The sequence below is a fragment of the Tardiphaga sp. genome (genome assembly GCF_028290495.1).
Taxonomy (GTDB): domain Bacteria; phylum Pseudomonadota; class Alphaproteobacteria; order Rhizobiales; family Xanthobacteraceae; genus Tardiphaga.
The window spans coordinates 1-15,061 of the sequence record NZ_JAQGJT010000012.1 but is presented as its reverse complement, the minus strand read 5'-3'; the positions used below and the strand labels follow the sequence as shown (position 1 = coordinate 15,061).

The window sequence follows — 15,061 nt, the reverse complement described above, 5'->3', positions numbered from 1 at the left end:
CGGCGTCGTCCGCATCGGCCGCATAGGGCTGCCCGTTCTCGTCCACCCGGCCCGGAATGTGGGTGGTACCCAGTCACGATACCGCCCTGACCTCGCCGAACAGATTGTCGAGCACGTAGCGCCAGTGGCAGACCATGTCGAGAATCATGCCGCCGCCGTCCTCGGCGCGGTAGTTCCACGACGGCCGCTGTGCTTCCTGCCAGTCGCCCTCGAACACCCAGTAGCCGAACTCGCCACGCACCGAGAGCATGCGGCCGAAGAAGCCGCTATCGCGCAGCATCGCCAGCTTCTTCAGGCCCGGCAGGAACAGCTTGTCCTGCACGGTGCCGTGCTTGAGGCCCTTCGCATTGGCCTTCTGGATGACGTCGAGCGCCGCAGCGAGGTTGGTCGCGATCGGCTTCTCGCAATAGATATGCTTGCCGGCCGCGATCGCCTTGTTGAGCAGACCCGGACGCGCCTGCGTGGTGGCGGCATCGAAGAAGATGGTGTCGTTCTTGTCTTCCAGCGCCTTGTCGAGATCGGTAGTCCAGCGATCGATGCCGTACTTTTTGGCTAGGCCTTCGATCTTCTCGGCGTTGCGGCCGACCAGGATCGGATCCGGCATCATGCGGTCGCCGTTCTTCAGCGTCACGCCGCCCTGCGCGCGGATCGCGACGATGGAGCGCACCAGATGCTGGTTGAGGCCCATGCGGCCGGTGATGCCGTTCATGATGATACCGAGGCGGTGGACAGCCATAGTCAGTTCTCCTGCAGGATTTTTGTTCTGGGGCGCTGGAGCGGCGACAGCGCCGTCCAGTCCGGATGGGCGCCGGATGCGAATCCGGCAGAGGTCAGCGATCCCGTCAGGAGATCGCCGTCGTGAATTTTCAACCGGATGACATCGTCGGCGTCGCGGCCATACAGATCGGGATGCGCTTTCAGGAAGGCTTCGGCCTCCGCTGCGGGCGCTTCACCGAAGCCGTCCACATAGTGATGTCCGTTGCGCTCGGCGTGCGTGACGCCGATCAGCGCGCCGAGCGCCAGATCCTGCTGCACACCGAGCCCGGCCTGACAGGTGAGATCCTCGCCGGTGATGAAGTAGCGTTCGCCGCCGTCGCTCCACTTCGCGGCCCGGACGGCATTGACGATCGACTTGTAAAATCCCTTGCAGGACTTCGACGAGATGCCGCGATAACCGAGCGCCTTGGCCGCCGGGAACGCGTCCCAGGAATCGTCGGCCTCATCGATGATGAAGTTGCGCGATGACAGGCGGCCCAGCGGCGACGACCGCGTGGTGTCGCGCGGCATCGGCTGCTCGATGTACAGCAGCTTTGAGGCGATCGGCTTTAACGCGGCATCGTGGTCCAGGCGCTCGACCAGCGCGCCGAGCGCATTCAGGTCAGCATATTGCTCGTTGGCATCGAGCGTCACCTGATAGTCATAGGGCAGCGCGGTGAGCGCCTGGCCGATCCTTGTCAGGCGCGCCGCGTCGGCTTCCGGATCGCCATTCATTTTCAGCTTGAAATAGCGGGCGCCGCTGTTCTCTTCGCTATCGGCGACGCCGCCCTTACCTTCAATGAGGTCATCTAGGCCGACGGTGTGACGCAGCGCGACGCGCGCGAGCGGCTGGCGGCCCGTGAGAAACGCCGCGATGTCGTCATCTCCGATATCCGGTGCCAGCCGCGCGGTGAGCCCCACCACATTGCCGGCCAACCCGTCGAAGAGGTTCAGCCCGAGACCGCGCAGCAAGGCGTCGAGCACAGCCTTGTCGATTTCGGCAGGACCGAAGGCCGCCGCCAGCGGCGGAATGTCGGCCTTCGCGCAGGCGGCGATCTGGTCATTGATGCAGGCGGCATGCAGGCCGAATGCCGAAATGAAACCGGACTGCGCGCGGTACAGGTCGCGCGCGATCAGCAGCGACTGTCGGAGTTCATCGACGGTTTCGTCGATATCGAGATGCGGCCGCTTGTCGAACCATTTCGGCACCATCAGCTCGGCGCTGGCGCCGGTGAACACGCCCTTGCCTTCGACCTCCAGTTCCACCCGCACGAAAGCCTGCGGCGCCGCATGGACCGTCACCGCGCCAAAGCGGAACGGCCGCACGAACGCCACCGGGCGTTCATACAGCGCGATCTCGCGCAGGGCGATGCGGGGAACCGACATGACGGTTTGCCTTAGTCCAGCGCGCTCTGGGTGAAGAAGTGCTTGCGGATCCGCGCCACCAGTTCGGTGAACACCGGATTCGCCATCGCATCCAGGTTGCGTTCGCGGCCGAGCGGCACATCGTAGATCGCGGCGATCCCGCCGGGGCGTTCGGTCATCACCAGCACCTTGTCGGCGAGGAACACCGCTTCCGGAATCGAATGGGTGATCAGGAGCACCGTCTTGCCGGTCTCGCGCTGGATGCGCGACAACTCGACATTCATCTTCTCGCGCGTCATGGCGTCGAGCGCGCCGAACGGCTCGTCCATCAGCATGATCTTGGGATCGTGCACCAGCGCACGGCAAATCGAGGCGCGCTGCTGCATGCCGCCGGAGAGCTGCCACGGCAGCTTCTTCTCGAAACCTTCGAGGCCGACCATCTTGAGCAGCGATTTCGCCCGGTCGAGGAACTTTTCGCGCGGCAGCTTTTTCATATCGATCGGCAGCATGACGTTCGACAGGATATTACGCCACGGCAGCAGCAGCGCGTTCTGGAACACGATGCCGACATCGCCATGCGGCTCCGTGACCTTCTTGCCCTCGACCAGTATCTCGCCGGTCGATGGCGCCAGCAGGCCGGAGATCATCTTCAACAGCGTGGACTTGCCGCAGCCCGACGGGCCGACGATGACGAAGAACTCGCCATCATTGATATGGAAATCCAGCGGCCGCAGCGACGGCACGTCGCCGTCGCGCGTCCGGTAGGTCTTGGACACGCCGGAGATGGTGATCCCCGACGTATCGTTGACGGCAGCTTGCTCTGACACGACGCGAAGATGTGCGGTCACTGGTTCCACGCTCATGGCCTTCATCGCTGCGTTCATCAAATCGGTCCTGTCAGTTCGAAATCGTATTCGTCATTGCGAGGAGCACTTGTGACGAAGCAATCCAGCCTTCGCTTGTGGCCATCTGGATTGCTTCGCCCGACGAAACTGGCGGGGCCAGTTTCGTCGGCTCGCAATGACGAGTTGGTGGTTACTTCGGCAGATAGTCGTTGGTGTAGAACGCCTTCGGATTGTCCTTGGCCTTGGCTTCGAGCCCGCCATATTCGACCATCAGTTCCACCGAGTCCTTCATGTTCTGATCGGTGACCTGGAACGGGCGGAGGCTTTTGGTTTCCGGCGTGCGGTACAGCGGAATGGTCAACTCAAACCCCTGCGTCAGCGTCTCGATCTTGCCGCCCTTGGGGTTGGCATCGAGGATCGACTGCGCCGCTCCCTTGGCATCCTTCTCCGCGGCTTCCACGGCCTTGGTGGTGGCCGACATGAAGCGCTTCACGAGGTCCGGATTGGCCTTGGCGTAGTCGGTGTTGGTGATGATGCCCGACGACACCAGATGGATGCCGTAATCAGCGAACTTGATCGGGTAGACGTCCTTGCCAGTGGCGTCCTTGATCTTCATCGACTGGTCCATCACGTAGCCCAGCAGCAGGTCCGCCTGACCGTTGATGACGGCGTTGAGCTTGGTCTGGCCATCGCCGGCGACGGTCTTGAAGTCGGATTCCTTGAGGCCCGTCTTCTTCAGGAACAGCGGCCAGATCTGGGTCATCGAATCCGCCGGCGTGATCGCCACGGTCTTGCCCTTGATGTCGTCCGGCTTCTTGATGTTCTTGTCGACGAAGCCCATCACCGACATCGCCGAGGTCTGCAGCAGCACGCCGGTGGCCACCACCGGGGCGCCCTTGACGGCGGCGCGCATCATGGTGGGGACGTCGACGTAACCGAAATCCACGGTCTTGGCGGCGACGGCCTGGACGGTCGCGGCGGAACCGCGGCCTTCCTGGATCTCAAGATCGATGCCTTCGGCGGCATAGATGCCCTTGGCCTTGCCGTAATAGAACGGCGCGTGCTCGCCGTAGACGTACCAGTTCAGCATCAGCACGACCTTGTCGGCGGCGGCAGCCGGCGTCACGGTGGCGACCGAAGTCCAGATCAAGGCGGTCGATAAAGCGGTAACCCATTTCAGCATGTTAGCCTCCCGTTGAAAGTGATCCGGCCCTTGAGTGAACCGTTTGTTTTGCGTTTTACGTTTTACGCTTTTGCACCTGACCTAAGCCGCGAGAACGAAGTCCGCGCGCTGGCTGACATGCCAGGGAATGGCGAAGCGTTCGATGCGGTCGACCAGCCAGAACAGGACGACGCCGAGCAGCGCAAGAATAACCAGCGCAGCAAACATCGTCGGCAGATCGAAGGTGCCGATCGAGCGCTGCAGCACGTAGCCAATGCCGGAATTCGAGCCGACGAATTCGCCGACCACCGCGCCGACGACGGCGAGCGTGACCGACACCTTGAGGCCGGAGAAGATTGCCGGCAGCGCGTGCGGCAGGTTGACGGCGCAGAACACGCTGATGCGGCTGCCCTTCATCGCGCGCGCCAGATCGACCATGTCGGGATCGACCGACTTGAAGCCCTGCACCGCGGAGACGACCACCGGGAAGAAACCCAGCAGGAACGCCGCGATGATTTTCGGCACGATGCCGAAACCGAACCACACCACGAACAGCGGCGCGATGGCCACTTTGGGAATCGACTGCGAGAACACCAGCAGCGGATAGACGTAGCTCTCCACCGTCTTCGAGCCGGCGATCAACATCGCCACGGGAATGCCGAACAGCGCCGACAGCAGGAAGCCGACGATGGTCGCCTGCGTGGTCGGCCAGGTCTGGCTGAGCAGTTCGGGCCAGTCGGTCCACAGCACCTTCACGACATCGCCGGGCGCCGGAATTTGATAGGCCGGGATGTGGAACAGCCGGATCGCCAGATCCCACGCCACGATGATCATGATCAGCAGAAAAAACGGCCGAAGCCACGGGGCATTCAGCAGCCTGGCTGCGGCTCCCTGGCGCTTGGTCTCACTCACGCTTCTCTCCCGGTTACCGTCTTTGCGGTCGCAATTTAACTTGTTGGATAAATACTAGCCATGCCGCTCCCAATGTCAATTGGCCGCTTCGCTAGCAAAAATTACGCAGCAATATCAGGCGGGTTGCCGGCTCGGCGGGCGTGTCGCGGGCGGCTTCGGCAACAGGAACTCGGCAACGGACCGGCCGGTCAGCGCCGCCAGGATGAGCGCCACCATGTGTGCGAGTCGCTCATCCTTCGCCGGTTGGGCGAGCAGATCGCGGCCGAAAATCACGCTCAGCGTGGCGTTGTTGGAGAGATAGAAAAAGCTCAGCCCGGCGATCGAAATATACAGCTGCACCGGGTCCATCGCGACTTTGAAGTCGCCGCTGGCGACGCCGCGGTTGACGACGGTGCGGATCATTTCGACGAACGGCGAATGCATCGACTTGATCTTGTCGGAGCGCTTCAGGTGCTTGGCGCGCTCAAGATTCTCGGTGTTGAGCAGCGCGAGGAATTCCGGGTTACGGAGAAAATAGTTCCAGGTGAAGGCGATCAGGCTTTCGATGGCGTCGGGCGGATCGAGATGTTCGAGGTCGAGCGTGCGTTCCTCGACGCGAATCTGCTCGTAGGCGCCTTCCAGCACGGCGAGATAGAGGTCATCCTTCTTGCCGACATGGTAATACAGCATGCGCTTGTTGGCGCCCGCCTCCGCCGCGATCCGGTCGACCCGCGCGCCAGCCAGTCCATGCCGGGAAAATTCCTTCTTCGCGGCTTGCAGGATGCGGATCCGCATGCCCTCGGGATCGCGCTGCCACTTCAGTGCCTTCTTGGTCGATGCGGCTTTTACTTTGGGCAAATCGGTGACCTGTCGCTCGATAATAGGCATGATAATAGGCTTGGACGACGCGAAGTATCGTCGGATGTAGCACGCAGGCGCGGCGTTGAGAACGCGCGATCTCGGGACGGCGTGCGCAATGGCCTTTTGCGCGCATCCTCGCTATCACTGCGGCACTCAATCGGAACCGCCTGTGCCTGCCCTCATCGCTGATCCCCTGTTCTACGCCGCAGCGGTCCCTGCGGTCATCCTGCTCGACCTGTCAAAGGGCGGCTTTTCCGGCGTCGGCACTGCCGCGACGCCGCTGCTGGCCCTGTACCTGCCGCCGCTGGAAGCCGCAGCCCTGATCCTGCCGGTACTGATCATCCAGGATCTGATCTCGATCTATGTCTATCGCCGCGACTGGGATGCCTCGAATCTGAAGATCCTGCTGCCCGGCGCGGTCCTGGGCATGGCGTTGGCGTGGCTTTTGGCCTCGCATATTTCCGACAATGCCGTGCGGCTACCATCGGCCTGATCGGCGTGGCCTTCGTCTTCAACGTCTGGCTCAAGCGCGCCGAAACACTGCCGCAGCGGATGGGACCGGCGGCCGGCGCATTCTGGGGCACGGTGACCGGCTTCACCTCGTTCATGACACAGGCCGGCGGCCCGCCGTTCCAGGTCTACGTGCTGCCGCAACGCCTGCCGAAGCTGGTGCTGGTCGGCACCACCACGATCTTCTTTGCGGTGGTCAACGCACTGAAGATCGTGCCGTACTTTTTTCTCGGGCAATTTTCCTCGGCGAATTTCACGACGTCGCTGGCGCTGCTGCCCGCCGCCATCGCCGCGAATTTCGCCGGCATCTGGCTGGTCCGCAACACGCCGACCGGGCTGTTCTACAAAATTGCCTACGCGCTGCTGCTGGTGATCTCGCTGCTGCTGTGGCAGGGCGTGGTGGAATTGCGGAAGTAACTACGGAACGGCCTTCGCCGCGCGCTGCACCAGCAATGTCGGCACGCCGCAAGTGCCGCTGCGCAGGCTGATCACGCGGGTGCCGGGCTTGCGGCCGTCGCGCACCTCGGAGACATCGATACCGGCGGCGACGAGGCGCGAGCGTGTCGCCTCGGCATTCTCGATACGCCAGCTCAAGCCCCACAGTCTGTCGCGCGTCTTGTCGGCCGCGGCGTCTGGCCGGTGCACGAGTTCGACGATCAGGTCGCCGCAACGGAAGAACATCAGCTGGCCCCAATCCGGACGAGAACGATCCAGCGCCATGTCGAGACCGAGCCGCGCGCCGTACAACGCCGCGCCGCGCTCAGGATCCTGCGTCGCGATCACGACGTGGTCGAGCCCCGTGACGGGCGCGTCACCACTGGCCGGCGAAAGCGGACGCGGCTGAGCCAGTTCGAGAAAGAAATGGCGCACGCCGCGAGTCGCATCGGTGGTGGCACGGGTGCGCTTCCACGACAGCGACGCGCCGCTGGCGAGATCGCGGCTTTCCACCTCTGCAATGGCATCCGGCTTCAGCGCCAGCCGGTCGAGCCGGCGGTGCATCTTGCCGATATCCCTGGTTTGAAAGCACATGCTGGCGAGGCCCTCGCCTTGCGCTTTCAGCACGGTACGGATGCGTTCGGCAGCAGGCCCCTCGCCGTCGGGCGCCATCAATTCCAGGCTCATATTGTCGAGCGTGAACAGAACCGTGGCCGCGCCATCGCTGCGGCTGCGCCATGACGGCGTCCGCGCAAACAGCGCCTGATAGGCGGCAACGCCGGCATCGAGATCGCCCAGCAGGACGACGATGTGATCCAGTCCGGTGATCATGGAAACAGGCCACGCGTGTTCTTGGCCGCGCGCACCTTCTCGACGCCGATCGCCATCGCAGCGGTCCGGTGCGGGATGCGATCGACCTTGGCGCGCATCACCATCGCATCAAAGGCGCGGTCAAGGATTTGATATTCCCGTCGCATGACTTCCTCTTCTTCCCAGAACAACTGCTGCAGATCCTGCACCCACTCGAAGTAACTGACCACCACGCCACCGGAGTTGCACAGGATGTCCGGCAGCAGGAAGATTTCATCCTGCCGTTTTTCCAGCACCAGATCGGCCTCGGGCGTGGTCGGGCCGTTGGCGCCTTCAGCCAGTACCCGACAGCGCAGTTTCTCGGCCATCGGGCCATCGATGGCGCGCTCCATCGCCGCGGGCACCAGCACGTCGCAGGCCAGCGTGAAGATGTCGGCCGGGTCGCATTGCAATTCGGTGGAGAAGCCCTTGATGCTGCCGTGCTCCGCGGTGTGGCGCATCAGCGCGGGGATATCGAGCCCGGTCTTGCTGTACAGCGCGCCGGTGTGATCGCTCACCGCGATGACCTTCAGCCCGAAACGGTGCAACTCCAGCGCCGCATAGGAGCCGACATTGCCAAAACCCTGGATAATCGCGGTGGCGCCGTTGAGATCGATCGCCAGCTCCCTGAGCACCCGCCGGGCGAGATGGGCGACGCCGCGCCCGGTCGCCTCGCGCCGTCCCATCGTGCCGCCGGAGGCCACCGGCTTGCCGGTGACGATCTCGGTGACGGTACGGCCCTGATACATCGAATAGGTGTCCATGAACCAGGCCATGACCTGTTCGTTGGTGCCCATGTCCGGCGCCATCACGTCGGTATGCGGGCCGACGAACGGGATCATCTCCTGCATGTAGCGGCGCGACAGCGCCTCCAGTTCGCGCTTCGAGATCGCCGTCGGATCGACCGCGATACCGCCTTTGGCGCCGCCGTAGGGCAGCCCGACCAGCGCGCATTTCCAGCTCATCCAGATCGCCAGTGCGGCGACCTCGCCGAGATCGACGCTTTTGGCGAAGCGCGTGCCGCCCTTGGTGGGACCGAGGGTGAGGTGATGCTGCACCCGGTAACCCTCATAGACCGCGATGGTGCCGTCATCGCAATGGATCGGACACGATACGACGATGGCGCGCTTGGGCATCAGCAGCCGGTCTCGCTCGTCGATCGGGATCGCCAGATGGTCGGCAATGACGCCAAACTGGTTGACCGCCATCTCGAACACCGGACCGGAATACACCGTCATCGCCGCCTCCTCTGGTGCAATTATTGCTTATCGGACGTCGCACAGGTCATGTCGGCCGGGCACGGCGGTTGAAGCCGTGCACGGGGAAAATTTCCGCGATGCACAATTCGGTAGCCGCCATCCCATCGGCTGCTAAAGTGGCACGGCGATGGCCCAGAAACGTGATGGATCGGGCCATCATCTCGGGAGACGGACAGGCACATGCAGGCTCTCTTCATCGGACAGACCTATATCGACGTCACCTTCATCACCGACCATATGCCGACTGGCGACGAGAAGCACGTCGCCACGGACTACGCGGTGTCATTCGGCGGCAATGCCGTCACCGCCGCGTTCTGCTGCGCCAAGCTCGGCATCGTGCCCGACCTGATCGCCACCGTGGCCAATGACTGGCTCGGCCGCATGTTCATGGATATGTCGGCGAAATACAGCATCGAGATTCACCCGCGCAAGGTCGCCAGTTCGTCGCTGTCCTTCATTATGCCGAAGGACGGCAAGCGCGCCATCGTGCGCTGCCGCGACGACGAACATATCCACCCCTTCCCACTGCTCAACCTCGGCCATTGCCGTGCGCTGCACGTTGACGGCCATCAGCCGGACGCCGCGATCCACTACGCCAAGCTGTGCCGCGAAGCCGGCATCCTCACCTCGCTCGACGGCGGCGGCATGCGCACCAACACCCATGAGCTACTCGAATTCATCGACGTTGCCATCGTCGCCGAGCGATTGTGCGAGCAGATGGACCTCACGCCGGAGAAGATGCTGGATTATCTCAAGAGCCGCGGCTGCCGCGTCGGTGGCATCACACAGGGCGAGCGCGGGCTGCTGTGGTACGACGAAACCGGCGCAGTGCACACGCTGCCGGCGCTGGCCATCCCGCGCGCGCGCGTGCTGGATACCAATGGCGCAGGCGACGTGTTCCACGGCGCCTACGTGTATTCGTACCTCGCCAATCCGTCGCATAGCTGGGCCGAGCATTTCGTCTTTGCCCGCGCGGCATCAACCTACAAGATCCAGAAACTCGGCAACGAAGCGGGATTACCGACGCTGTCGGATATCGCGAGCGTGCGCCAGGAATTCGCGCCGGCGTAAGCGATGGGAAAAATCATCGTCGCAGGCAGCATCAACATGGATGTGGTCGTCACCGCCGACCGCCATCCGGCGATCGGCGAGACGATCGCCGGGCATGAGGTGCTGTTTTTCCCGGGCGGCAAGGGTGCGAACCAGGCCGTGGCTGCCGCGAAACTCGGCGCGACGACGACCTTGATCGGCTGTACCGGTGCCGATGCCTTCGGGCATGAAGCGCGAGCGTTTCTCGCGGCGCAGGGCATCGATCTCGCAAACATCCGCGAAGTGGCCGGCGTCGCTACCGGCACCGCCATCATCACGGTCGCCGCCGCCGACAACACCATCGTTGTCATTCCCGCTGCCAATGCGCGGGTCAGCCCCGCCGATGTCAGCGCCGTCACGCTGGCGCCCGGCGACGTCGCCGTGAGCCAGTTCGAAATCCCGCTGCCCGCCGTCACCGCCTTCTTCGTCCATGCCCGCACCGCCGGAGCGACGACGATCCTCAATCCGGCGCCGGCGATGACCTTCGAGCGCAAACTGCTCGAGTTCGTCGATGTGCTGATCCTCAATGAAACCGAGCTTGGAATTCTGGCGGGGACCGAATTGCGCAGCACCGACGAAGACGCCCGCTTCATCGATGCGGCACGAAGCCTGCAGATCGCCGGCAAGCCATCGATCTGCGTCACGCTGGGCAAGCGCGGCGTGATCGCTTTGGTCGATGGGCAGGTCCTCACTGAGCCGGCACGTGTCGTTGACGCAATCGATACCACCGGCGCCGGCGACTGTTTTGTCGGTGCAATCGCCGCCCGGTTGGCAGCGGGCGATCCCCTGCAGAGCGCGCTCGGCTACGCTATCGCCGCCGCATCGATCTGCGTGCAGCGGATCGGCGCAGGACCATCGATGCCGACCGCGGCTGAAGTGACGGCTGTGCTCAAAGAAGTCCGAGCATGAGGCCTTCGTCTTTCCCCCCGTCGTTGCGGGAGAGGGGCGAATGAAGAAGAACTACACTTTCCCACCTCACGCTCCTGTGTCATCGCCCGGCTTGACCGGACGATCCAGTAAACACAGGCGTCAGTGCTTCATCACGAGCGACTGTGTTTACTGGATCCCCGCATGCGCGGGGATGACAACGGAGTTTTGTGGCGTTACGCCTTGCCTTCGCGCGTCATGAAGTCGAAATCGCAGCCGTCGTCGGCCTGCAGGATCGTGCTGTGGAACAGATGCGCGTAGCCGCGCTTCGCCCAGTCGGGCGTCACGGCCGCCGGCAATGCGGCCTGGCGCTTGGCCATTTCGGCGTCGTCGATCAGGAGGTCGATGCTGCGCGCGGCGACATCGAGCCGGATCATGTCGCCGTTTTGCACCAGCGCCAGCGGCCCGCCGACCGCGCTCTCCGGCGTGATGTGCAGCACGATGGTGCCGAACGCGGTGCCGCTCATGCGCGCATCCGAAATCCGCACCATGTCCTTGACGCCTGCGCGCGCCAGCTTCATCGGAATCGGCAGATAGCCCGCCTCCGGCATGCCCGGCGCGCCCTTCGGCCCGGCATTGCGCAGCACCAGCACGTCGTCGGCCGTGACATCGAGATCGGGGCTGTCACAGCGCAGTGTCATGTCCTCGACGGACTCGAAGACCACCGCGCGGCCGGTGTGCTGCAACAGCTTCGGCGAGGCCGCCGAATGCTTGATCACCGCGCCGCGCGGCGCGAGATTGCCGTGTAGCACGGCCATCGCGCCTTCGGGCTTGATCGGATTGCTGCGCGAGCGGATCACGTCCTGCCCCGGCACGTCCTCGGCATTGGCGACGATCTCGCGCAACGTCGCGCCCGACACCGTCTTCGCATCGAGGTCGATCAGGTCGCCTAGCTGCGCCATCAGCTTCGGCACGCCGCCGGCATGGTGAAAATGCTCCATGTAGTGATCGCCTGAAGGCTTCAGATCGATCAGCACCGGCACTTCGCGGCTGAGTTCGTCGAAAGCGGCCAGATCGATGCGATGCACCGAGCGGTTGGCCATCGCAGTGAGATGAATCAGGCCGTTGGTCGAGCCGCCGATCGCCTGCAGCACGACCTGCGCATTTCGGAACGAGGCTGGCGTGAGAAATTCGCTCGGCTTCGGGCCCTTGTTCTTCGCCATCTCGGCGGCGACACGGCCGCTGGCTTCGGCGGAGCGAAAACGCTCGGCATGGGGTGCGGGAATCGTCGCGCTCATCGGCAGCGACAGGCCCATAGCCTCGGTGATGCAGGCCATCGTGCTCGCGGTGCCCATCACCATGCAGGTGCCGACCGACGGCGCGAGGCGCGCATTGACCGCGTCGATCTCCTGCTGGTCGATTTCGCCCGCACGGAACTTGCCCCACATTCGCCGGCAATCCGTGCAGGCGCCCAGCACCTCGCCCTTGTGATGACCGACCACCATCGGTCCCACGGGAATCACCACCGTCGGCAGATCCGCGGAGATCGCCGCCATGATCTGCGCCGGCAGCGTCTTGTCACAACCGCCGATCACGATCACCGCATCCATCGGCTGGGCGCGGATCATCTCTTCGGTATCCATCGCCATCAGGTTGCGCAGATACATCGAGGTCGGATGCGCAAAGCTCTCGCCGATCGAAATGGTCGGAAACACCATCGGCAGCGCGCCGGCCAGCATCACGCCGCGCTTGGCGGCCTCGATGATCTGCGGCGCGTTACCGTGGCAGGGATTGTAATCGCTGTGGGTGTTGGTGATGCCGACGATCGGCCGGTCCAGCGCATCGTCGGAATAGCCCATCGCCTTGATGAAGGCCTTGCGCAGGAACAGTGAGAAGCCAGCGTCGCCGTAGCTGGTGAGTCCCTTGCGCAATCCGTCGGCCATGTCGCGTATCCCGTCGCTCGTTGTTTTGAACGTTTCTTATGAAGCGGCCAAAATCCTTGTCAATCGTTGAACACGGTACACAGGATCCTCATCCTGAGGAGCGGTTGTCTTCAACCGCGTCTCGAAGGATGGCCCCACACGCCGCCATGGTTCGAGACGCGCGCGAGAGGCGCGCTCCTCACCATGAGGACAGGGGATCTATTCCGGTGCCCAGACACTGTTCTGGTCGGCATCGAATTCGAGGCTGCAGAACGCGCCGCCCTGATAAAAATCGGCGACCGGATCGGCGGGCATCTTCGCCTGCTCGGCCATCGCGTGCGCGCGGTGATCCTCGGCACGGCCGATCGGGCGATAGCCCAGTTCGTAGGCGCGGGAATTGTCCCACCAGGCGCGCTCGTTATAGGACGCGCCATACAGCACCTCGAAATGGATGTCGGGATGCTCCAGCCCGATGCGGCAGAGCTGCACGAGGTCTTCCGGCTTCAGCCAGATCGACAGGCGGCGCTGGTCGAGCGGCTGGTCACCGAAATTGCCAATCCGCACGCAGGTCACACTTAATCCGTGCTTGTCCGCATAGAGTGCGCCGACCGCCTCGCCAAACACCTTGCTGACGCCGTAGCGGCTGTCCGGCCGCGCGGTGACGTCGGTCCCGATCCGGCTGTGGCGCGGATAGAAGCCCATCGTGTGGTTGGAGGATGCAAACACCACGCGCTTGACGCCCTTCTTCCGCGCGGCTTCGAACAGGTTGTAGGTGCCGATGATGTTGGCCTGCAGGATGGTGTCCCACGGACCCTCCACCGAGAAGCCGCCGAAATGCAGGATGCCGTCAACGCCCTCGCAGATCGCTTCGACCGAAGCGAGGTCGGCCAGATCGGCCTGCCTGAAGTTCTCTTTGGATGAGAGATTTGCCGGCGGCGTGAGATCGCTCAGCACGAGATCCGGATAGATCGCCGGCAACAGTTCGCGCAACCGCGTGCCGACGCCCCCCGACGCGCCGGTCATCAAGATCCTTGGCATGGCGTCCCCTGTGTTTTTGGTGTGTTGCCGCGAGTATGGCGCGGTGGCGATGGTGCGGCAAGAGAGCTTCCCTCTCCGCTGTCATCGTCCGGCTTGACCGGCAACGACAACTGAGGTCGCGGTGGCCGTCCGCTTGCTGACCGTTCATACCAATGTTAGCAACGACGTCAGAGGAAACGACGAAATCGAGAACAGCAAATGTCCGATAGTCCTGCACCGCGCCCTGGCTGGGCGCCTTCGACGTATTATCCGGACCCCGCGATTCACGCGCTCGATCCGCGCTTCGAGAAATACTGGATCAAGCTCGCGGCGGTCGAGCGCATCGCGACCGGGCTGCGCTGGGCCGAGGGACCGGTGTGGTTCGGCGACGGCCGCTATCTGTTGTGCTCGGACATTCCCAACAATCGCATCATCCGATGGGACGAGGAGACCGGCGCGGTCAGCAACTATCGAAAACCCTCGGACTACGCCAACGGCGCCACGCGCGACAGGCAGGGCCGCCTGGTCTCGTGCGAGCATGGCGGCCGCCGCGTCATCCGCACCGAATATGACGGCAGCATCACTGTGCTGATGGATCGCTATGAGGGCAAGCAGCTGAACTCGCCGAATGATGTGGTGGTGAAATCCGACGGCTCGATCTGGTTCACCGACCCGCCGTTCGGCCTGATGAGCGACTACGAAGGCAACAAGGCGTCGTCCGAGATCGGGCAGAACGTCTATCGCATCGACGGCGAGACGCTTCAGCCCACGATCGTCGCCGACGACGTGCTGGGCCCCAACGGGCTGTGCTTTTCACCTGACGAGAAGCTGCTCTACATCGTGGAATCCCGCGGCGCGCCGAACCGCAAGATCCTGGCTTATAACGTGGCGGCGGATGGCAAGAGCATCAGCGGCAAGCGCGTGCTGATCGATGCCGGCCCGGGCACGCCGGACGGCATGCGCTGCGACATCGACGGCAATCTGTGGTGCGGCTGGGGCATGGGCGATCCCGAGCTCGACGGCGTCGTGGTCTACGCCCCCGACGGCGTCCTGATCGGGCGCATCGCGTTACCCGAACGCTGCGCCAACCTCTGCTTCGGCGGCCTGAAGCGCAACCGGCTGTTCATGGCCGCGAGCCAGTCGATCTACGCGCTGTATGTCAACACGCAGGGCGCGCCGGGGGGATAGGTTCGAACGCTCCAAACTTGTCGTCCCTGCGAACGCAGGGACCCA

Annotated in this window: 12 protein-coding genes and 2 pseudogenes; 4 read left to right on the top strand and 10 right to left on the bottom strand. The window is 63.6% G+C overall.

Features of this window, described 5'->3' with window-relative positions; genetic code table 11:
• From JWQ24_RS01095 to JWQ24_RS01070, 6 genes and pseudogenes are all read right to left on the bottom strand, one after another.
• A pseudogene (locus JWQ24_RS01095) lies at window positions 1–736 on the bottom strand (Gfo/Idh/MocA family oxidoreductase); the annotation flags it as partial.
• A 2-nt stretch (window positions 737–738) separates the two neighbouring features.
• Window positions 739–2,142 (bottom strand): hypothetical protein, encoded by a 1,404-nt coding sequence (locus tag JWQ24_RS01090; protein WP_299803287.1) that lies wholly within the window; start codon window positions 2,140–2,142, stop codon window positions 739–741.
• 11 nt (window positions 2,143–2,153) lie between these two features.
• Window positions 2,154–3,005, bottom strand: coding sequence for an ABC transporter ATP-binding protein (locus tag JWQ24_RS01085; RefSeq protein WP_299803284.1), 852 nt, complete (start codon window positions 3,003–3,005; stop codon window positions 2,154–2,156).
• A 151-nt stretch (window positions 3,006–3,156) separates the two neighbouring features.
• A complete protein-coding gene (locus JWQ24_RS01080) occupies window positions 3,157–4,149 on the bottom strand; it encodes an ABC transporter substrate-binding protein (protein ID WP_299803282.1) in 993 nt (330 codons plus the stop codon).
• An 81-nt stretch (window positions 4,150–4,230) separates the two neighbouring features.
• The gene (locus tag JWQ24_RS01075; RefSeq protein ID WP_299803279.1) at window positions 4,231–5,040 is read right to left on the bottom strand and encodes an ABC transporter permease; all 810 of its coding nucleotides are present in this window, start codon (window positions 5,038–5,040) and stop codon (window positions 4,231–4,233) included.
• Window positions 5,041–5,154: 114 nt separating this feature from the next.
• Window positions 5,155–5,907, bottom strand: coding sequence for a TetR/AcrR family transcriptional regulator (locus JWQ24_RS01070; RefSeq protein WP_299803277.1), 753 nt, complete (start codon window positions 5,905–5,907; stop codon window positions 5,155–5,157).
• A 142-nt stretch (window positions 5,908–6,049) separates the two neighbouring features.
• Here JWQ24_RS01070 and JWQ24_RS01065 point away from each other — a divergent pair.
• Window positions 6,050–6,807 (top strand): annotated as a pseudogene (locus JWQ24_RS01065) (sulfite exporter TauE/SafE family protein).
• Here the strand turns inward: JWQ24_RS01065 and JWQ24_RS01060 are convergent.
• Window positions 6,808–7,656, bottom strand: coding sequence for a VOC family protein (locus tag JWQ24_RS01060; protein ID WP_299803276.1), 849 nt, complete (start codon window positions 7,654–7,656; stop codon window positions 6,808–6,810). It lies immediately after the preceding pseudogene.
• Complete coding sequence (locus JWQ24_RS01055) at window positions 7,653–8,912, bottom strand: Glu/Leu/Phe/Val dehydrogenase (RefSeq protein ID WP_299803274.1); 1,260 nt, start codon at window positions 8,910–8,912, stop codon at window positions 7,653–7,655. The genes JWQ24_RS01060 and JWQ24_RS01055 overlap by 4 nt, the downstream gene beginning before the upstream one ends.
• 201 nt (window positions 8,913–9,113) lie before the next feature.
• On the opposite strand from JWQ24_RS01055, the gene JWQ24_RS01050 reads away from it, so the two are divergent.
• Entirely contained in the window at window positions 9,114–10,004 is an 891-nt protein-coding gene (locus tag JWQ24_RS01050; protein ID WP_299803271.1) for a sugar kinase, read from the top strand.
• A 3-nt stretch (window positions 10,005–10,007) separates the two neighbouring features.
• Window positions 10,008–10,931 carry a ribokinase gene (locus JWQ24_RS01045; RefSeq protein ID WP_299803269.1) on the top strand — a complete coding sequence of 308 codons (924 nt, stop codon included), beginning with the start codon at window positions 10,008–10,010 and terminating at the stop codon, window positions 10,929–10,931.
• 194 nt (window positions 10,932–11,125) lie between these two features.
• Here JWQ24_RS01045 and JWQ24_RS01040 read toward each other — a convergent pair whose 3' ends face one another.
• The gene (locus tag JWQ24_RS01040) at window positions 11,126–12,832 is read right to left on the bottom strand and encodes an IlvD/Edd family dehydratase (protein WP_299803267.1); all 1,707 of its coding nucleotides are present in this window, start codon (window positions 12,830–12,832) and stop codon (window positions 11,126–11,128) included.
• A gap of 198 nt (window positions 12,833–13,030) precedes the next feature.
• Entirely contained in the window at window positions 13,031–13,849 is an 819-nt protein-coding gene (locus JWQ24_RS01035) for an NAD(P)-dependent oxidoreductase (protein ID WP_299803265.1), read from the bottom strand.
• Window positions 13,850–14,047: 198 nt separating this feature from the next.
• Between JWQ24_RS01035 and JWQ24_RS01030 the strand changes: the two genes are divergently transcribed.
• Window positions 14,048–15,016 (top strand): SMP-30/gluconolactonase/LRE family protein, encoded by a 969-nt coding sequence (locus JWQ24_RS01030; protein WP_299803262.1) that lies wholly within the window; start codon window positions 14,048–14,050, stop codon window positions 15,014–15,016.
• Window positions 15,017–15,061: the final 45 nt, after the last annotated feature.